General features: G+C 61.0%; 14 protein-coding genes. 5 read left to right on the forward strand and 9 right to left on the reverse strand.

What is annotated here, in order from left to right:
* Window positions 1-85 precede the first annotated feature (85 nt).
* The 3 genes from rsmF to yebS all read right to left on the reverse strand — a co-directional run bounded on the left by rsmF (window position 86) and on the right by yebS (window position 5,471).
* A complete protein-coding gene (gene rsmF, locus CPH57_RS07025) occupies window positions 86-1,522 on the reverse strand; it encodes a 16S rRNA (cytosine(1407)-C(5))-methyltransferase RsmF (RefSeq protein WP_096242179.1) in 1,437 nt (478 codons plus the stop codon).
* Window positions 1,523-1,624: 102 nt separating this feature from the next.
* Window positions 1,625-4,255: a PqiB family protein gene (locus CPH57_RS07030; RefSeq protein WP_033644262.1), complete on the reverse strand. Its 2,631-nt coding sequence runs from the start codon at window positions 4,253-4,255 to the stop codon at window positions 1,625-1,627.
* Window positions 4,224-5,471: a membrane integrity lipid transport subunit YebS gene (yebS, locus tag CPH57_RS07035; RefSeq protein ID WP_033644263.1), complete on the reverse strand. Its 1,248-nt coding sequence runs from the start codon at window positions 5,469-5,471 to the stop codon at window positions 4,224-4,226. Before yebS ends, CPH57_RS07030 begins: the two co-directional genes overlap by 32 nt.
* Window positions 5,472-5,726: 255 nt before the next feature.
* Between yebS and CPH57_RS07040 the strand changes: the two genes are divergently transcribed.
* The 3 genes from CPH57_RS07040 to prc all read left to right on the forward strand — a co-directional run bounded on the left by CPH57_RS07040 (window position 5,727) and on the right by prc (window position 9,099).
* Window positions 5,727-6,224 carry a GAF domain-containing protein gene (locus tag CPH57_RS07040; RefSeq protein ID WP_033642843.1) on the forward strand — a complete coding sequence of 166 codons (498 nt, stop codon included), beginning with the start codon at window positions 5,727-5,729 and terminating at the stop codon, window positions 6,222-6,224.
* A gap of 96 nt (window positions 6,225-6,320) precedes the next feature.
* A complete protein-coding gene (gene proQ / locus CPH57_RS07045) occupies window positions 6,321-7,031 on the forward strand; it encodes an RNA chaperone ProQ (RefSeq protein WP_004931497.1) in 711 nt (236 codons plus the stop codon).
* 19 nt (window positions 7,032-7,050) lie between these two features.
* Window positions 7,051-9,099 carry a carboxy terminal-processing peptidase gene (gene prc, locus CPH57_RS07050; RefSeq protein ID WP_033642845.1) on the forward strand — a complete coding sequence of 683 codons (2,049 nt, stop codon included), beginning with the start codon at window positions 7,051-7,053 and terminating at the stop codon, window positions 9,097-9,099.
* Window positions 9,100-9,166: 67 nt separating this feature from the next.
* On the opposite strand, the gene CPH57_RS07055 is transcribed toward prc, so the two are convergent.
* The 6 genes from CPH57_RS07055 to CPH57_RS07080 are packed head-to-tail and all read right to left on the reverse strand — an operon-like array spanning window position 9,167 to window position 15,010.
* Entirely contained in the window at window positions 9,167-10,012 is an 846-nt protein-coding gene (locus CPH57_RS07055) for a DMT family transporter (RefSeq protein ID WP_096242180.1), read from the reverse strand.
* On the reverse strand, window positions 10,009-11,316 hold the full coding sequence (locus CPH57_RS07060) for an opine metallophore biosynthesis dehydrogenase (protein WP_096242181.1): 1,308 nt from the start codon (window positions 11,314-11,316) through the stop codon (window positions 10,009-10,011). Before CPH57_RS07060 ends, CPH57_RS07055 begins: the two co-directional genes overlap by 4 nt.
* Window positions 11,309-12,106 carry a nicotianamine synthase family protein gene (locus tag CPH57_RS07065; RefSeq protein ID WP_033642848.1) on the reverse strand — a complete coding sequence of 266 codons (798 nt, stop codon included), beginning with the start codon at window positions 12,104-12,106 and terminating at the stop codon, window positions 11,309-11,311. The genes CPH57_RS07060 and CPH57_RS07065 overlap by 8 nt, the downstream gene beginning before the upstream one ends.
* Window positions 12,094-12,879, reverse strand: a complete 786-nt coding sequence (locus CPH57_RS07070) for an ABC transporter ATP-binding protein (protein WP_096242182.1) — start codon at window positions 12,877-12,879, stop codon at window positions 12,094-12,096. The genes CPH57_RS07065 and CPH57_RS07070 overlap by 13 nt, the downstream gene beginning before the upstream one ends.
* Window positions 12,876-13,916: an iron ABC transporter permease gene (locus tag CPH57_RS07075; RefSeq protein WP_033652483.1), complete on the reverse strand. Its 1,041-nt coding sequence runs from the start codon at window positions 13,914-13,916 to the stop codon at window positions 12,876-12,878. Before CPH57_RS07075 ends, CPH57_RS07070 begins: the two co-directional genes overlap by 4 nt.
* 2 nt (window positions 13,917-13,918) lie before the next feature.
* Window positions 13,919-15,010, reverse strand: a complete 1,092-nt coding sequence (locus CPH57_RS07080; protein ID WP_096242183.1) for an ABC transporter substrate-binding protein — start codon at window positions 15,008-15,010, stop codon at window positions 13,919-13,921.
* 368 nt (window positions 15,011-15,378) lie between these two features.
* On the opposite strand from CPH57_RS07080, the gene htpX reads away from it, so the two are divergent.
* Together htpX and CPH57_RS07090 are read left to right on the forward strand one after the other, a co-directional pair.
* Window positions 15,379-16,257 (forward strand): protease HtpX, encoded by an 879-nt coding sequence (gene htpX / locus CPH57_RS07085; RefSeq protein ID WP_033652481.1) that lies wholly within the window; start codon window positions 15,379-15,381, stop codon window positions 16,255-16,257.
* A 338-nt stretch (window positions 16,258-16,595) separates the two neighbouring features.
* Window positions 16,596-17,303 carry a hypothetical protein gene (locus CPH57_RS07090; RefSeq protein WP_060660797.1) on the forward strand — a complete coding sequence of 236 codons (708 nt, stop codon included), beginning with the start codon at window positions 16,596-16,598 and terminating at the stop codon, window positions 17,301-17,303.
* The last annotated feature ends 13 nt before the right edge of the window (window positions 17,304-17,316 follow it).

Consider the following 17,316-nt stretch of genomic DNA (forward strand, 5'->3'; position numbering starts at 1 on the left):
ATGATTAGAATAATAACGAATGGCGATGGGAATATTGTTATCTTTATTTATCGCCGGGGAAAGCGGCTCCCCGGCGCCAGGGCGATTACAGGTGAAAATCCAGCGCGCCGTCGCGCACCAGCTCGCGCGGCAGGTTGTTCTTGATGCGGCTGCCGATGCGTTTGGCGATGCCCAGCGGTTGCCCCTGATAGGTGACGATGCACTCGTCGCCCGCCGGCGGCTGCTCAGGGTAGAGATCGCGGCCGTGATACCACTCTTGGGCCAGCGTGGCGTCCAGCTCGAAATGCTGTTTGCCGTCGGCGCACGCGAGGGCGATCGCCGCTTCGTGCTGCCAACGGAAACCTTTCGGGAAGCGCTCCGCCAGCTTGAGGCCGATACGCGAGAAGCGCACTTTGCCGAACAGCGGCTCCAGCTCGGCCGGGAAGAGCCAGATTTCCTTGTCGCGCTCCCACAGCCGGCTGTCATCGCCCCAGGTTAAGCCGGATGCCGCGGCGGCTTGGGCGACCAGCGCCGCCTCTTTGCCGGACAGCGGGCTGAATGGGAATTTACCGACTTTATAGGTCGGCTTTGCTAACGGCGCCACGGCGTGTTTTTTACGCAGGCGGGCGACGAAAAACCCTTCGCTGTCGTAAATCTGCGGGAAGACGTGCAGGAAGCCCTCGGCGGTCAACGCCTTGTCGGCGCCGGGGAACAGCTCACCCAGCGGCTCGACGCTGACCGCGTCGCCATAGGTGTCCAGCAGCCAGCGCACCACCTGCTGATTTTCCTGCGCATTGAGGGTGCAGGTGGAATAAACCATCACGCCGCCCGGCGCCAGCGCATGAAACGCGCTGTCGATCAGCTCGCGCTGGGTGGCGGCGATCTCGGCGACGCTTTCCGGCGACCAGTTGCTCATGGCGTCCGGATCTTTGCGCACCACGCCTTCGCCGGAGCAGGGGGCGTCGAGCAGAATGGCGTCAAAACTCTCCGGCAGCGCGGCGCCGAACACCCGGCCATCGAAGTGGGTCAGCGCCGTATTCTTCACGCCGCAGCGGCTGATATTGGCGTGCAGCACTTTCACCCGGCTGGCGGAGTATTCGTTGGCGACGATGCCGCCCTGATTATCCATCAACGCGGCTATCTGGGTGGTTTTGGAGCCCGGCGCGGCCGCCACGTCCAGCACCCGATGGGGCGCTGCACCGCCGGCGAACAGCGCGCTGACCGGCAGCATCGAGCTGGCCTCCTGAATGTAGAACAGGCCGCTCAAATGTTCGGCGGCGCTGCCCAATCGCAGCTCTTCATCGTCGCGCTCGATCCAGAAACCTTCCGCGCACCAGGGAATGGGTTCCAATCGCCAGTCGTAGTCCCGCACCAGCGCCAGGAAGTCGGCGACGCCGATCTTCAGCGTGTTGACGCGCAGGCTACGGCGCAGCGGGCGCTGGCAGGCGGCGATAAAATCGTCCATCGCCAGTTCGGCGGGCATGATGGCGCGGGTGGCGTCAAGGAAAGCGGGGGGCAGAAAAACGGCGGTGGATTTGGCCACGGGGCGAACTCTCAGGGTGCAATAAAGACAAGGGCGAGAGTTTATCACAAAGCGGAAAAAAACAGGGCCCGGCATTGCCGGGCCCTGAGGAAAACGCGAAAGTTAATCGCGAGGAATGGCGGTGCCCCAGGTTTTCCAGTCCTTCGGCTCTTCCGGATTCAGCAGGAAGTGCTTGTTCGGCGTCGCTTTCGGCGCCAGCGGAATGGTTGGCGGCGTGGCGAAGGCGATGCCGCCGCGGATGAACTGCTGGAAGGTGCCACTCTTGATCACGCCGCCGGTCAGGCCGAACTGCAGGTTGTAACCCGACGCCAGCCAGAACACGCTGTTGTTGCGCACCAGATGCTGGTACTTCTTGCTGATGCGCAGCGCGACGTGCACCCGATCGGACATGGCGCCGAGGTAGAAACCGGTGATAGTGCCGACCTCTACGCCGCGGAACAGCACCGGCGTGCCGATCTGCAGCGAGCCGGTTTCGGCCGCGTCGAGCACGACGCTCAGGCCGTCCAGATAGCGCGAGTCGGTGATGCTGGCCTGCTGCAGTTCGAAGGTGCGCAGCTCGCGCCCGCGGCCCGGCTCCACGTTGATATAAGGCTGGAGCAGGGTATCGAGGTTGCTGACGCCGGCGGCGGAGATCTCCGGCGACACGATCGAGAAGCGGCTGCCGAGGCGCGCGAAGGTCTGCACGTATTCCGGATACAGCACCGCTTTGGCCAACACTTCGTTGCGCTCCGGCGCCAGCTGCAGCGACTCCACCTGGCCGACGTCGATGCCGAGGTAACGCAGCGGCATGCCCGCCGACAGCTTGCTGGCGTCATAGGTTTTCAGCGTGATTTGGCTGCCCACCGCGCGGGCGGCGGTTTCGCTGGCGTACAGTACGCGGTTGGCGCCTTTGTTCAGCGTCACGCCCTGCAGGTTGTCGAAGCTGATGGCGCCTTTCAGCGCGCGGTTGAGCGGCGAAGCCTGCACCGTCAGGCCGCTGCCGTTGAGCTGCACCTTGGCGCCGCCTTCGGCCCAGAAGATGCTTTCACGGGTCAGCAACTTACGGTATTCCGGGCTGATGTAGACATCCACCTCAAACTCGTTGGCCTTCGGCCGAACGTTAACGATCTCGCCCACCTGGAATTTACGATACAGCACCACTGAGCCGGCCTGCACGTCCGGCAGGCTGGTGGCGCTGAGGGTCAGGGTGGTGGAAGGGGCGTTGCCGACGATGCCTTCCTCGGCTTTTTCGCTGTTGGCGTACAGCGGATACTGGCCGCCAGGCTCCCCTTTGCTGCCGGGGATAATGCGCACGCCGCCGTCTACCCACTCCTGCGCGCTGGCGCCGAGCACTTCCATGCCGTCTATTCCCAGCTTGACGTCGAGGCGGCTGTTGACCACGAATTTGCTGTCTTTGTGCAGCAGGCCGCGATATTGCGCATCAACGGCGGCGGTGAACACCACGCCGCCGGCGGTCAAGGTGCGGCTCAGGATTTGGCCGACTTTCACGCCGTGCACCACCAGCGGTTGCCCGACGTCGATGCCGTAGCTTTGCGGCGCCGTCAGCGTGACGGTCAACACGCCCGGCTGTTGCAACAGCGTTTCGCTGCTGTCCAGCACGTTGAAACGCTGCTGCGGTTCGCCTTCACCCGGCACCAGTTCCAGCGTGGTGCCGGTCAGCAGTTGGCTGAGCTTGGCGTCGTTGAGGCTGATGCGCGGGCTGCGCATCACGATGCGGGTGCCGCTGCGCATCAGATCGACCACCGAAGGATCGATGGTCAGTTCACCGATGACTTTGCTGTCCTGTTGCAACGTCAGCTTGGTCAGGGTGCCGACCTGCAGCCCCTGGTACATCAGCGGCGTGCGGTTTTCACTCAAATTGTTGCCGCTCGGCAGATCCAGCAGAATATTGACGCCGCGCTGGCTGTGGGCCAGGTCCGGGTAAAGGGTATAGTTCTGATCGCCCTTGGCCTGCTGGCCATCGGCCGGCGAATCGAAGGCGATGGCGCCGTTGACCAGCGCCGCCAGGCTCTCCATCTGCACCGTGGCGCCGGACAGGCTGAAATCGCCCTTGAAGCCGGAGACATTCCAGAAGCGGCTGTTGCTCTTCACCAGGTTGGCGAAGCGGCGGTCGATCAGCACGTCGATGGTTACGCCCTTGTTGCCTTCGCTGATGGTGTAGTCATACACCTTGCCGACCGGGATTTTACGGTAATAGACCAGCGAGCCGCTGTTGAGCGAACCCAGATCGTCGGCATGCAGGTGAATCATCAGCTCGCCGGTGTTCAGGCGGTACTTCGGCTGGGTATCGAGCGCGGTGAAGTGGGTTTGCTCCTTGCCGCTGCCGGGCATCATGCCGATATAGTTGCCGCCGACCAGCGCATCGAGCCCGGAAACCCCGGCCAGCGAGGCCTTGGGCGTCACCAGCCAGAACTGGGTGCCTTCGCGCAGCGAGTCTTCCAGATCGCTTTTGATGCTGGCTTCCACCACGATGCTGCGCAGATCTTTGCTCAGGCTGATTTTTTGCACCGTGCCGACCTCAACGCCCTGGTAGCGCACCGGCGTGCGGCCGGCGACGATGCCCGCCGCCGATTGGAAATCGATGGTGACGGTGGTGCCGCGCTCCTGGAAATTGTTATAGACCAGCCACCCGGCGATCAGCAGGGCGATGAACGGCAGTAACCAGAACGGTGAAATGCGGCGTTTGTTCTTGACCCGCGCTTCAGTCGGTGTAGTCGGCGTTTCCTGTTGCATGTGCATCCCAAATCAATCGGCTATCCAGCCACTCAACGGCAAGAATAGTCAAAATGACCGCCGAGCCAAAGTAAAACGCGGCCGGTCCCATAGTAAAAGATAACAGTTGATCGCGATTTACCAGCGACATCATCAAGGCGATAACGAACAGATCGAGCATCGACCAACGGCCGATCCAGGTGACCAGGCGCAGCAGACGAATGCGCGTCTTCAGGCTGTGCGAGGTTTTGAAGTGGATGCTCAGTAACAGCACGATCAGCACGATCACCTTGGTGAAGGGCACCAGCACGCTGGCGATGAACACGATGGCGGCGATCGGCACGTTGCCGGAGGTGGCCAATGAGACCACGCCGGAGAAAATGGTGTCTTCCAGCCGCGTGCCGTTGGCGTAAATGATGGAAATCGGCAGCAGGTTGGCCGGTATCAGCAGGATCATCGCCGCGATCAGCGCCGCCCAGGTTTTCTGCAGGCTGTAGGGCTGGCGATGGCACATCGGCACATGGCAACGCGGGCAGCGGCCGCGCGCGTCGGGATAGCCGGTATAGTGGCAGGACAGACAAATGTGCAGCGCCGTCGGCGGGCCTTCCGGCTGTTCCTGCGGATAGTAGCGCTCCCACAGCTGCTCCAGATTGACGTGTATCAGCGTCAGGATGCTTAGCACCGTGAGCGAAAGGTAAGCGATCAGCGCGCTGCCGGGCTGGATGTCGGCGTAATCCTGCACTTTGATCGCCGCCACCGCCATGCCGATCAGATAAATGTCCAGCATCACCCACTCTTTGAGCCGCTCCAGCATCAGCAGCACCGGGCGCAGGTTCATGCCGAGCGCATGGCCGAAACGCAGGTACAGCAGCGACAGCACCAGCGTCAGTGGGGCGCCGATGGTGCAAAACGCCACCATGCTGGCGGTGAGCGGATCGCCCTGGCGGCTCATCTGCCAGATGCCCTCCAGCAAACTGGCGTCGATGCGCGTGCCGAGCAGACGAATGCTGATCAGCGGTTCGGTGAAGGCGAACGGCATCAGCAGCAGCATGGCGATCGCCATGGCGGTCAGGCGCGTCATCGACCAGTCGCGGCCGCTCACCACCTTGGCGTTACAGCGCGGACAATAAGCGGCCTGATTGCCGCTGAGCGGCGGCAGCACGAACAGCAGGTCGCACTCGCAACAGCGTTGGTGGCGCGCTTTGGAAAGGGGGGCGGTGATCGCGTGTATTTTCATTTTTGACAAGTAGCTGCCCTTGAGCCCGCCGGAACTGTCAGCGTAGCTGAAAAATAAACCGGCCGCGTCACCGGCGATCGGGCGCCGGACGGTAAAACGAGGTAAACCGGGATTCTGAGCGGCAAACATACCCCGAGCGACGGGGTTTTGTGAAGCAACAGATGATTAACCTTGTGGCTATACGCATTTAATGCTTATTTTATAGGGCCTAAGCTTTGGGCTTCTGGCCATCTTCACTGTTTCAATGGTTAACACATGACAAAAGAACAATTCTACGCGGAATTAAAACGTGACCTGAGCGCGTTGCTCGGCGGGGAAACCAACTTTATCGCGGCGCTGTCCAACGCCAGCGCGTTGCTCAACGAGCGTCTGGATGACGTGAACTGGGTCGGTTTCTATCTGATGGATGGCGACCAACTGGTGCTGGGGCCGTTCCAGGGCAAGATCGCCTGCGTGCGCATTCCGGTGGGCAAGGGCGTGTGCGGCACGGCGGTGGCGGAAAATCGCGTGCAGCGCGTCGGCGACGTGCATGCGTTTCCGGGCCATATCGCCTGCGATGCGGCCAGCAACGCGGAAATCGTGCTGCCGCTGGCGGTTGGCGGCCGAGCGATCGGCGTTTTGGATATCGATAGCACGGTTTATCAACGCTTCGACGAACAGGACGAAGTGGGCCTGAAAGCAGTGGTGGCGGGGCTTTGTGAGCAACTGGAACAGTGTGACAGTGCGAAATATGTGACTGTGGCGGCAAGTTGATCGACGGTTAACGTGGCAATTACCGATGGCGTCATTATAATGACGCCTGTTCATGCCTGTGGCTTGTTGGCAATACCGTTGTAATCAGGAAATTTCATGGAAAATCAACCTAAGTTGAACTCTAGTAAAGAAGTCATTGCTTTTCTTGCCGAGCGTTTTCCGCTCTGCTTTAGCGCCGAAGGCGAAGCTCGTCCGCTGAAAATCGGTATTTTTCAGGATTTGGTAGAGCGCGTGCAGGGGGAAGAGAATCTCAGCAAAACGCAATTGCGTTCTGCCCTGCGCCTATACACCTCAAGCTGGCGTTACCTGTACGGCGTCAAGGTTGGCGCGCAGCGCGTCGATCTGGACGGCAATCCGTGCGGTGAACTGGAGCAGCAGCATGTCGATCATGCTCGCCAGCAGCTTGAAGAAGCCAAAGCGCGCGTTCAGGCACAGCGTGCCGAACAAAACGCCAAAAAACGTGAAGCCGCCGGCGAATCCGCCGATGCCGCTCCGCGCCGTCCGCGTCCAGCCGGTAAAAAGCCCGCTGCGCGTCGCGAAGGCGGAGCCGCGCCGGAAAACCGCAAGCCGCGCCCACAAACTCGCCCACAGCCCGCTCGCCAACCTCGTGCAGCCAAAGAGGAAAGCCAGCCGCGTTATGCGCCAGTCACGGATATCTCTAAACTGCAAATTGGCCAGGAAATCAAAGTCAGAGCAGGCAAGAGCGCGATGGATGCTACCGTACTCGAAATCGCTAAAGATGGCGTACGTGTGCAGCTCTCTTCCGGTCTGGCGATGATTGTGCGCGCAGAACACTTGCAGTTCTGATACGGAGGCCAACCCAGGCATGAACAAATTCGTCAGATTAACAGCGATTGCAGGGCTGCTGTGGGCGGGTGTCAGTTACGGCGCGGAAACAGCCAACATCCGCATCGGCCAACTGCCCCAACTGCAACAGGAACCCCAGCACGCTACGGTGAGTGAGCGCGTCACCTCGCGCTTCACTCGCTCTCATTACCGCCAGTTCGCCCTCGATGCGGAATTTTCAGGCAAGATCTTCGATCGCTACCTGAACATGCTGGACTACAATCATAACGTGTTGCTGGCCTCCGACGTGGCGCAGTTCGCCGGCAAACGCAATCAGGTTGGCGAAGAGCTGAAAACCGGCAAGCTGGACACCTTCTACGCGCTGTTCAATCTGGCGCAGAAACGCCGCTTTGAGCGTTACACCTATGCGTTGTCGTTGCTGGACAAGCCGATGAACTTCACCGGCAACGGCACTATCGATCTCGACCGCAGCAAAGCGCCGTGGCCGAAAGACAAGGCCGAGCTGGATAGCCTGTGGGATGCGAAAGTCACGTATGACGAGCTGAACCTCAAGCTGACCGGCAAGACCGACAAAGAAATCCGCGACACGCTGACCAAGCGCTATCAGTTCGCCATCAAGCGCCTGACGCAAAGCAACAGCGAAGACGTCTTCCAGCTGGCGATGAATGCCTTTGCGCATGAAATCGACCCGCACACCAACTATCTGTCTCCGCGCAACACCGAGCAGTTCAACACCGAGATGAGCCTGTCGCTGGAAGGCATCGGCGCGGTGCTGCAGATGGATGACGACTACACCCTGATCAACTCGATGGTGCCGGGCGGTCCGGCGGCGAAGAGCAAAGCGATCACCGTGGGCGATCGCATCGTCGGCGTCGGCCAGGCCGGCAAACCGATGGTGGACGTGATCGGCTGGCGCCTGGACGACGTGGTGTCGTTGATCAAAGGGCCGAAGGGCAGCAAGGTGCGCCTTGAGATCCTGCCGGCCGGCAAGGGCACCAAAACCCGCGTGGTCACCTTGACCCGCGAGCGCATCCGTCTGGAAGACCGCGCGGTGAAAATGACCATCAAGACCGTCGGCAAAGAGAAGGTGGCGGTGTTCGACATCCCCGGCTTCTATGTCGGTCTGACCGATGACGTGAAAGTGCAGCTGCAGAAGATGGCCAAGCAGAACGTCAAGAGCGTGATCATCGATCTGCGCACCAACGGCGGCGGCGCGCTGACCGAAGCGGTGTCGCTGTCCGGCCTGTTCATTCCTAGCGGCCCGGTGGTGCAGGTGCGCGACAACAACGGTAAAGTGCGCGAAGACGCCGACACCGACGGCGTGACTTACTATAAAGGCCCGCTGGTGGTGCTGGTCGATCGCTTCAGCGCCTCCGCCTCCGAAATTTTCGCGGCGGCGATGCAGGATTACGGCCGCGCGCTGATTGTCGGCGAGCCGACCTTCGGTAAAGGTACCGTGCAGCAGTACCGTTCGCTGAACCGTATCTACGATCAGATGCTGCGCCCTGAGTGGCCGGCGCTCGGTTCCGTGCAGTACACCATACAGAAGTTCTACCGCGTCAATGGCGGCAGCACCCAGCGCAAGGGCGTGACGCCGGACATTCTGATGCCGACCGGCGTCGATCCGGCGGAAACCGGCGAAGCGTTTGAAGACAACGCCATGCCGTGGGACAGCATCAATGCGGCGACCTACAGCAAGACCGGCGATATGGCGCCGTTCGAGCCGGAGCTGCTGAAAGATCACCAGCAGCGCATCGCGCAAAATCCGGAGTTCCAGTACATCGCGCAGGATATCGCGCATTACAAGGCGCTGAAGGATAAACGCAACATCGTGTCCCTCAATCTGGCGGTGCGCGAGAAAGAGAATCACGATGACGACGCGACCCGTCTGAAACGCATCAACGAGCGTCTGGAACGTGCGGGCAAGAAGCCGCTGAAATCGCTCGACGATCTGCCGAAGGATTACCAGGAGCCGGATCCGTACCTGGATGAAACCGTGCATATCGCGCTGGACCTGGCTCATCTGGAAAAGGATCAGCCCGCTCAGCAGCCGACGCCGGCCAAATAAGGCCACGGCTTTGCCTGTGAAAAACGCACCCTTGGGTGCGTTTTTTTTTGGTTGCGGCAAGCCCGGCTTAAGCCGGTTTCTTACGGTGACGCAGCCCGAGCTGAATGCAGGAAACCACCACCAGCAGACAGCCTAACAGCGACAGCAGCAGCGGGATCTCATGCCAGAACAGCCAACCCCAGGCGATGTTGAACACGATGCCGATATAGCGCACCACCGAGACCACGATCAGGTTATCGGAAGAGAAGGCCTGGGTTAAAACGACCTGCCCCAACAGCGACACCAGGGCGATGGCGAGCAGAATGGCGAACTGATAGGCGTTGGGCCAAACGAACGCGTTCCACATCAGCGGCAGCGAGATCAGCGTTGCGATGAACAGGAAGTAGAACACGATCTCGTAGTTGTGGTGGCGCTTGCTGAGTTTGTTGACCGACAGATAGGCGATCGAGGCGAACACCGCGCTCATCACGCCGACCAGCGACGCCAGGGTATAGGCCGAGAAGTGCCACGGCCGCACCAGCAGCACGGCGCCGATGATGACCATCGCCAGCCAAAACGCGGTGCAGGCGCTGACCCGTTCACGCAGCACCAGCAAGGAGAGCAAAATGGAGAAAAACGGCGACAGATAGGCCAGCATGCTGGCGTCGGCCAGCGTCAGATGGGCGATGCTGTAAAAATAACAAATGAGATACAGCCCGCCCATGGTGCCGCGCAACACCAGCAGCGGCCGGTCTACGCGGCTGAAGGCGATGCGGTGGCGGTACATCAGCAGCAGAACCAGCACACAGCCGATGCTGCTGCGAAAGAACACGATTTCACCGGTGGGAATAGCATCGGAGATGGTTTTAACCAGCGCGTTCATGACGCTGAAAATCAATGAGGCAAAAATGGCCAGTAGCGCACCCTGATTCATGCTTGCCTCCGCCATTGTCGGTAAATGATGTCCGCCTGCTCGTCGCAGGTATCGTCCAGCAACGAATGATGGCAATGCTCGGCGCCGATCCGGGTGACGAAGTGCTGCAGCGCCTGCTGAAAGCGGGCCAACAGACGCTGGGCGGCGGGCATCTCGACGTCAAGCCGCTGCGCCAGCAAGACCAGGACGCGCAGTTTGCGCACGTCCTCTTGCGGCACGCGCGGCAGGCGCCAGCGCCCCTGGGCATCCTGGAAGATGCGGGCGACCCTGACGGCGGAAAAATCATAGTAGCGGCCCTGCGCGTCCGGCTCGGAATAGGGGTCGACCAGCAGCGCGGTATAACGCGTAAACAGCGCATAGCATTGCTCCGTCGGCGCGAGCTGCGGGAATTGGTCAATCCAGCGGCGGCTCACCATACGGGGCGGAACCGGGTAGTTGTCGTCATTCAAAAAGCGCAGCAGGTTAATGGCCTCGATGCCGAGCCGGTTGAGCAACTGCTGGTAATCCTGCGAGAGCGCCAGCATGTCGGCGATCGCCTCGGGGCAGATGGGGCCCTCGGGGTGGGTTTTATACAGGTACTGGATCGGCGCCAGCGGCTCGAATATCGCCTGCAGCGTGGTTTCGGCCAGCGCCAGCGGAGGATGAACATAATTGGTGATGCTGAAGCGCTCGGCGGCGAGCAGGCTGTTGCAGCGTTGGGCGTCAATGCCGTGACGCGCCAGCAGCGAGCAAAGCCAGTCGAGTTCGGCGCAGTCTGACCTTGCGCCTGCGCCGGCCAGATAAATCCGCTGCTTGAACGCCTTGGTGTAGGCGCGGTAAGGCTGTTCGGCGTTCTGGTATTTGGTGTCGGCGTAGTAGCTCGACAGGCTGATGACCTCGACGTGGGATTGCCCGGCCTCCTGCAGCAGGCTTTGCGCCATCAAGCCGGAGCCGATGGAGGGAGAGAGCAGGATCAGTGAGCGCAGTTGGGGCAACGCCGCCCATGGCACCTGTCGCAGCACGTCATGGTATTGATCGGCGGGGACGGCAAGGATCAGTCTGCGCCAGTCGCCGCCGACGAGCGCCAGATCATCGCAATAGCGGTCAATCGTCACCTGCGCATCGTCTTGGGTGCGCTGCGCCTTACCGGCGCCCGTCAGCCACAGGCTGGGCGTGTGCGCCAGATGTTGCTTCAGGCGGCGCCCTTTTTCGCTGGGGCGGTTGTACAGGCCGATGCGCGCATTGCCCGCGGCCTTGATGTCCTCCGCCAGTTGGATCGCCGCCGGGCCGGCGCCGAGGATCAGGGTGGGAAAGGCATTATTCATGGCGGTGAGGCTCCAAAATCAAGAGATCGTACAGCGGGGTGGTGAGCGGTTTACCGCTGACGCGCCAGGGCGAGCCGGCGGCCTGGTGGTGGTAAGGGCAGTTGAAGATCGACTTGAGGCCATTGCCATAGCGCACCAGCAATTTGCCGCACTGGGGCAGCAAAGGCCGCAGCGCCTTCAGCAAACCCTGCTTGTCCGCCACCAGGGAGGCGATGATGATGTGATCGATATCGTTGCGCGTCAGGCCGTTCAGCTTGTCGATGCAGGGCATCTGCTGCACCAGCCCCAGGTGGCGAGTGAGCCGGCGGGCAAAACGCTGGGCCGCCGGGTCGCAATCGTAGCAAATGACGGTGGCGGAGAGCCTGGCGACCAGCGCCAGCGCCGTGGTGGGCAATGCGCCGCTGCCCACCAGCAGCACCCGTTCGCCGGGTTTAATGTCGGCGGCCGCGATCTCCAGCTGCAGCGCGCGGTCGAAACTGTTCAGGTAGGCATTGGTTTGCGCCGGTTCCCGGCACAGCGCCGAGACGCGATGCTTCTCGTAGTCGCACAACGCGGCGTTGGCCGTCGCCCGCAGTTGGGTGATCTGCGCCGTTATCAAACGGTCGTTTTCCAGCTTTTGACGATAGGCCTGCAGCTGCGGTTCGTCGTTAAAGGCCTGCAGGCGGCTGAAACGACGTTCCAGCAGGGAAAAATGGCGCCGATCTTGCCGGGCGGAACGGTGAAGCTGGTGAATTTCCTGTTGCAAGCCGGCGAGTTGCGCCAGCATGTCCGCCTTGGTCAGAGTGTACATGGGGATTCTCCGTGTGCGTGTAACAGCTGTGTCGGCAGCAGATAGGGGTAGCCCTGCGGGCTGACGCCGTTTTCGATGCCGACGCCAAATACGCGAGACACCATCGGATGTCCCATCATCTGATGGGTATCGCCGTGGCAAACGACGCGTCCGTGCGCGAGCAGCGTGAGTGAGTGGCAATAGCGCAGCGCCAATCCCAGATCGTGGATCACCAGCAGCGTGATGCAGCGGTGGCGCCGGCCGTAGTCGGCGATCTGATTGAGCACGCGCAGCTGGTGGTGGATATCCAGCGCGCTGGTGGGTTCGTCGAGCAAAATGATCTGCGGCTGAGAGACGAAGGCCTGAGCCAGCATCACCAACTGCCGCTGGCCGCCGCTGAGACGGTTGAAGGGGCGATCGGCGAGCGCGGAAATGCCGCATTCCGTAAGCGCCTGCTCGACCGCATCGGCCTGGGCGGCGCTGATGCGCCAGCTCAACTGGCGTACCTTGCCCAGCAGCACCATGTCAAAAGCGGTCAATGCCGAATCGCAGCGATTAAGCTGCGGCACATAGGCGATACGGCTGGTTTTCGGATCGAGAAGGCGCTCGCGGTAAGCGATCTCGCCGCTGCACGGCACCATGCGGTTAATCGCTTTGAGCAGCGTCGATTTGCCTGCGCCGTTGGGGCCGATGATGCCGCCGAGCTGCGCCTCCGGCCAGCTCAATGAAACGTCTGCCAATAGCGAGCGGCGATGCAGCGAGACGCCGACGCGGGTGAGGGTCAGTTGAGTCATGGGCGTTTAACCTGTCGAGTGACGAAGTAAAACAGCACCGGCACGCCGATCAGGGCGATAACGATGCCGATGGGCACCACGCCGTTCGGCATCACCAGCTTGGCGACGATCGAGGCGCACAGCAGCAGCAGGCTGCCGCAGAGGGCGGAAATGCAGATCAGGTAGCGCTGATCCTCACCCACCAGAAAGCGGGCGAAATGCGGGGCGATCAGCCCGACGAACCCGATGGTGCCGACAAACGAGACCGAGGCGGCCGTCAGCAAAGTCGCCAGGAGAAAGGCCAGCTTGCGCAAGGCGCTGACATTGATGCCCAGCCCCTGGGCCTGCTCTTCGCCGGCGGACAGCGCCGTCAGCCGCCAGGCGAGCCGCAGACTGACGAATAGCGCGCACAGCAACACGACGCCGGTGATCGCCACGCCGTGCATATTGGCTTTGAGCAGGCTGCCGAACAGCCAAAAGACAATTTGCTGCATGGCTTCCGGTGAGGCCAGAAACAGCAGCAGCGATTGCAGCGACTGAAAGAAAAACAGCACCACGATGCCGCTCAACACTAATATTTGCGGCGTCATGCCGCGGCGTTGTCCCAGCAGATAGACAGGCACGCAAGCCAACAGCGCCATCAGCGAAGCCAGCAACGGCGTGCCCAGCGCCAACGCGCCGCCCAGGCTGAAGCCGGTGAGGATCGCCAGCGCCGCGCCGAACCCCGCCGCGGCAGAGATCCCCAGCGTATAGGGGCTGGCGAGGGGATTGGCCAGCACGGTCTGCATCAGCAGGCCCGCCAGCGCCAGGCTGGCGCCGACCACCAAGGCGGTGAGCGTCATCGGCAAGCGAATCGACCAAAAAACCGCCTGATGCAGTGCGTTGCCGGGGGCAGAGCCGGGCCAAAGCATCCGCACGATATCCGTGAGGCCAAGTTGCGCGGCGCCGACGGTGAGATCGATGGCGGTCGCCGCCAGCAGCGCGCCGAGCAGCGCCAGCGTCAATAGCCCGCGGCGCAGCCTGCGCCGTCGCAAAAACGCACGTCCTGTGTGGGCCACGGTTATTCTCCTTGCCAGCGTTGCAAGAAGACGCCGTCCGCCTCTATCGGCAAATATTGATGGTAGAACTGCGCCAGATTGCGCGCGGGATCAACATCGGCAAACGCGGCGGGATAGAGCGCTTTTGCCAGATACTGGACAAAGATAAAATCGTAAATCGTGCGCGCGCCGCCATGGTAAAGCGCATAAAGACGCTGATTTTTTACCGCCGGCAGTTGCGGCCATCCCGCCCGCCGGGCGTATTGCGTCAGGCGCGTCTGTAGGGGGGCTGCCTGCGTGCCGTAGCCCATCGGCACGGCGTTCGGCATGTTTTCCCAGTCGCCACCGGCGAGAAAAATCACCTCGGGCCGTCGGGTCAGGACATAGTCGGCGCGCAAGGGGGAAGGGCTGCCGACGACGCCGGCGGCGATATTGTCGGCGGCGGCCAGCTGCAGCAGCGGCCCCCAGATCGATGCGCCATAGCTGCTGCCGTACTCGCTGGGGCCCTTGTCCCCCAGCTCAATGTAGGTGACCGGCGGCGGCAGCTGCGCCTGGCGGATGCGCCGCCGGGTATCCTCGAGACTTTGGCGATATTCGTCGGCCAGCCGTTCCGCTCGCTCGGCGTGGCCCATCGCCTGGCCCATTAACCGGATGCTGGCGAGCTTGACTTCAACGCCCTGATTGAAGTCGACGACGATGTAAGGAATGTTGAGCTGTTGCAGCACCGGCAGGTAGTTGGCGAAGCCGTCGAGCTGCCACTTCGCCAGGATCAGCAGGTCTGGTCGCGTGGTCAGCAGGCGTTCAAAATCGAAGCTCTGGTTATAGAGCGAACCGACATCGACCAGTTGAGCGAGCCGTGGCAGCGCCGCCTGATAGCGCGTCCATTGGCTGGCGCGCAACGCCCAGTCGCTTTTGGAGAAGGCGACGACCTGTTGATAACTCTCCGGGCCGTTCACCGCCAGAAAATCTTCGTAGTAAAAGCCGATATAGGCGCGCTGTGCGGGGGCGGCCAGGGTAACCTGGCGTCCTTCAACGTCGGTGAGGTGAATTTCAGCGTGCGCGACCTGGCAGAAAAGCAGCCACGTCGCCAGCATCCAGACGATACGCGATAACATGATTGACATCCCTTTACGATTAATTGTGATGTTATAATGTAACAATTAATCGCGAGATTCAAACTTTCATCGCCGCTGAATCAGGCGGGGTATGATGAAACGCGCTGAGCGGATATTGGCCTATAAAGCGTGAGGATAACGGTTCTCGTTGTCATGGCGTGCGGGCAAAGAAATTTTTCTGCAAAATCCCTCCGCCTTGCGCAACAATCGTTTACAATTTGCCAAATCCCGGTCGCGCGTCGTTTTTGTAAAGTTTCGTATTTTTAGTAGGTTAATGGCGCGCAACTCTTGAAACTGTGACGAATGCCCATACGATCCAGGGTATCTGGACAGTGTTTTGTTAACATTTATGAGGAAGTAAACATTTTATGATGCGTATAGCTCTGTTCCTGCTCACCAACCTGGCGGTGATGTTGGTTTTCGGGCTGGTGCTCAGCCTGACAGGAATCCAATCCAGTAGCGTTCAGGGCCTGATGATCATGGCCGGTCTGTTCGGCTTCGGCGGCGCTTTCGTGTCGTTGCTGATGTCCAAATGGATGGCGCTGCGCTCCGTGGGCGGGGAAGTGATTGAACAGCCGCGTAACGAAACCGAAAACTGGCTGCTGGAAACGGTGCGCCGTCAATCGCAGCAGGCGGGCATCGCCATGCCGCAGGTCGCTATCTACCACGCGCCGGACATCAACGCCTTCGCCACCGGCGCACGGCGCGACGCTTCGCTGGTCGCCGTCAGCACCGGCCTGCTGCAGAGCATGAGCCGCGACGAAGCGGAAGCGGTTATCGCGCACGAAATCAGCCACGTCGCCAACGGCGATATGGTGACCATGACCCTGATCCAGGGGATCGTGAACACCTTCGTCATCTTCATTTCGCGCCTGATCGCACAGGTTGCCGCCGGCTTCCTGGGCAACCGCGACGGTGAAGGGGAAGGCAACGGCAACCCGATGATTTACTTCGCCGTGTCGATGGTGCTGGAACTGGTGTTCGGCATCCTGGCGAGCATCATCACCATGTGGTTCTCGCGTCACCGCGAATTCTATGCCGACGCCGGTTCCGCCAAACTGGTGGGCCGCGAGAAGATGATCGCCGCCTTGCAGCGTCTGAAAACCAGCTATGAACCGCAGGAAGCGGGCAGCATGATGGCGTTCTGCATCAACGGCAAATCCAAGTCGTTCAGCGAGCTGTTCATGTCGCACCCGCCGCTCGACAAGCGCATCGAAGCGCTGCGCACCGGTCAGTACCTGAAGTAATCGGCTGAATGAAATGAAAAACCCCGGCTTGCCGGGGTTTTTTTATGGCATGACTGAACCGCTATTTCAGTGGCGGCGACGGATTCAGCAATGAAATTCGGCAATGAATGGGATGAGCGCTTCAGCGAAGTTTGCGGGCGTTAATGCCGTGCAGCAGCGCCCGAAGTCGCTGAAGCCCACCTGCAAACCGCGTCTTTCGGCCTCTCAGCCTGGGCTGGCGCGGTGCCAGATCACCCGGTGAGAGGGCAAGCCGCATCGGGCCCGGTCACGACCGCCTGTTTGGCTTTGGAAGCGCATGTTATATGCTTTGGCACAATGACATTTGTCCCTGAGGCCCTATGAAAATCAACCACCTTCCCTTACTCAACGGTGATGAGGTGTCGGCGCGCCTGGCCGCATTGGCTGGCGGTGTCGCCGATGCGGTTGCGGAATTGTTGAACCGGCATGATGACGATGATGAGCCACCGGTTATTCGCTGGCATTCAGGCGATCTGCGCCAGCCGGCGTTTTTCCCCGACGAGCACGACGGCCACGATTACGATTACCTGATCGTGGACGGCGATGTGATCGTGGAGAGATGCCTGGCGGTGTCACCGCAGCGAGAGGACGGCGGCATTGTCGTGCTGGGGCGGCTGCAGGCGGATACGCTGATTTGCTGGGGCGGGCTGGTCGTGCGTGACGATGTCCGCATACGCCATGCCTATTGCAGCTCAGGAAACGACGGCGCGTTCGTGGTGGGGGGAGACCTGACCGCGCTCACCCTGGTAGAAACGGGGGAGTTTATCCATGTTCATGGCGATCTCGACGCGCGATGTCTCGCTTCGTTGCAGAACTTCGTTCAGGTTGACGGAGAAACGCGCTGCGACTGCCGCATCGACAGCGCGCAGTCCGAAGATCTGATAAAGCGCATGTTCGCCCCCGGCCTGCTCAAGGCCTTCGAGGGGATGGATAACGACGGCCAACGCCTTGTTGGCTGGTATCCGGATGACGACGCCTATTTAGCCTGTTTACGACAAGGCCGCAGCCCGTTGAGGTGCGGCGACTGACGCCTGGCCTGCC

Source organism: Serratia sp. JKS000199, assembly GCF_900215455.1.
GTDB classification, from domain to species: domain Bacteria; phylum Pseudomonadota; class Gammaproteobacteria; order Enterobacterales; family Enterobacteriaceae; genus Serratia; species Serratia ureilytica.

Bases quoted from the DNA above. Each gene is read 5' to 3' on its own strand.
- CPH57_RS07030 (WP_033644262.1), bottom strand. From the start codon at position 4,255: ATGCAACAGGAAACGCCGACTACACCGACTGAAGCGCGGGTCAAGAAC.
- yebS (WP_033644263.1), bottom strand. From the start codon at position 5,471: ATGAAAATACACGCGATCACCGCCCCCCTTTCCAAAGCGCGCCACCAA.
- CPH57_RS07040 (WP_033642843.1), top strand. From the start codon at position 5,727: ATGACAAAAGAACAATTCTACGCGGAATTAAAACGTGACCTGAGCGCG.
- proQ (WP_004931497.1), top strand. From the start codon at position 6,321: ATGGAAAATCAACCTAAGTTGAACTCTAGTAAAGAAGTCATTGCTTTT.
- prc (WP_033642845.1), top strand. From the start codon at position 7,051: ATGAACAAATTCGTCAGATTAACAGCGATTGCAGGGCTGCTGTGGGCG.
- CPH57_RS07055 (WP_096242180.1), bottom strand. From the start codon at position 10,012: ATGAATCAGGGTGCGCTACTGGCCATTTTTGCCTCATTGATTTTCAGC.
- CPH57_RS07060 (WP_096242181.1), bottom strand. From the start codon at position 11,316: ATGAATAATGCCTTTCCCACCCTGATCCTCGGCGCCGGCCCGGCGGCG.
- CPH57_RS07065 (WP_033642848.1), bottom strand. From the start codon at position 12,106: ATGTACACTCTGACCAAGGCGGACATGCTGGCGCAACTCGCCGGCTTG.
- CPH57_RS07070 (WP_096242182.1), bottom strand. From the start codon at position 12,879: ATGACTCAACTGACCCTCACCCGCGTCGGCGTCTCGCTGCATCGCCGC.
- CPH57_RS07080 (WP_096242183.1), bottom strand. From the start codon at position 15,010: ATGTTATCGCGTATCGTCTGGATGCTGGCGACGTGGCTGCTTTTCTGC.
- htpX (WP_033652481.1), top strand. From the start codon at position 15,379: ATGATGCGTATAGCTCTGTTCCTGCTCACCAACCTGGCGGTGATGTTG.
- CPH57_RS07090 (WP_060660797.1), top strand. From the start codon at position 16,596: ATGAAAATCAACCACCTTCCCTTACTCAACGGTGATGAGGTGTCGGCG.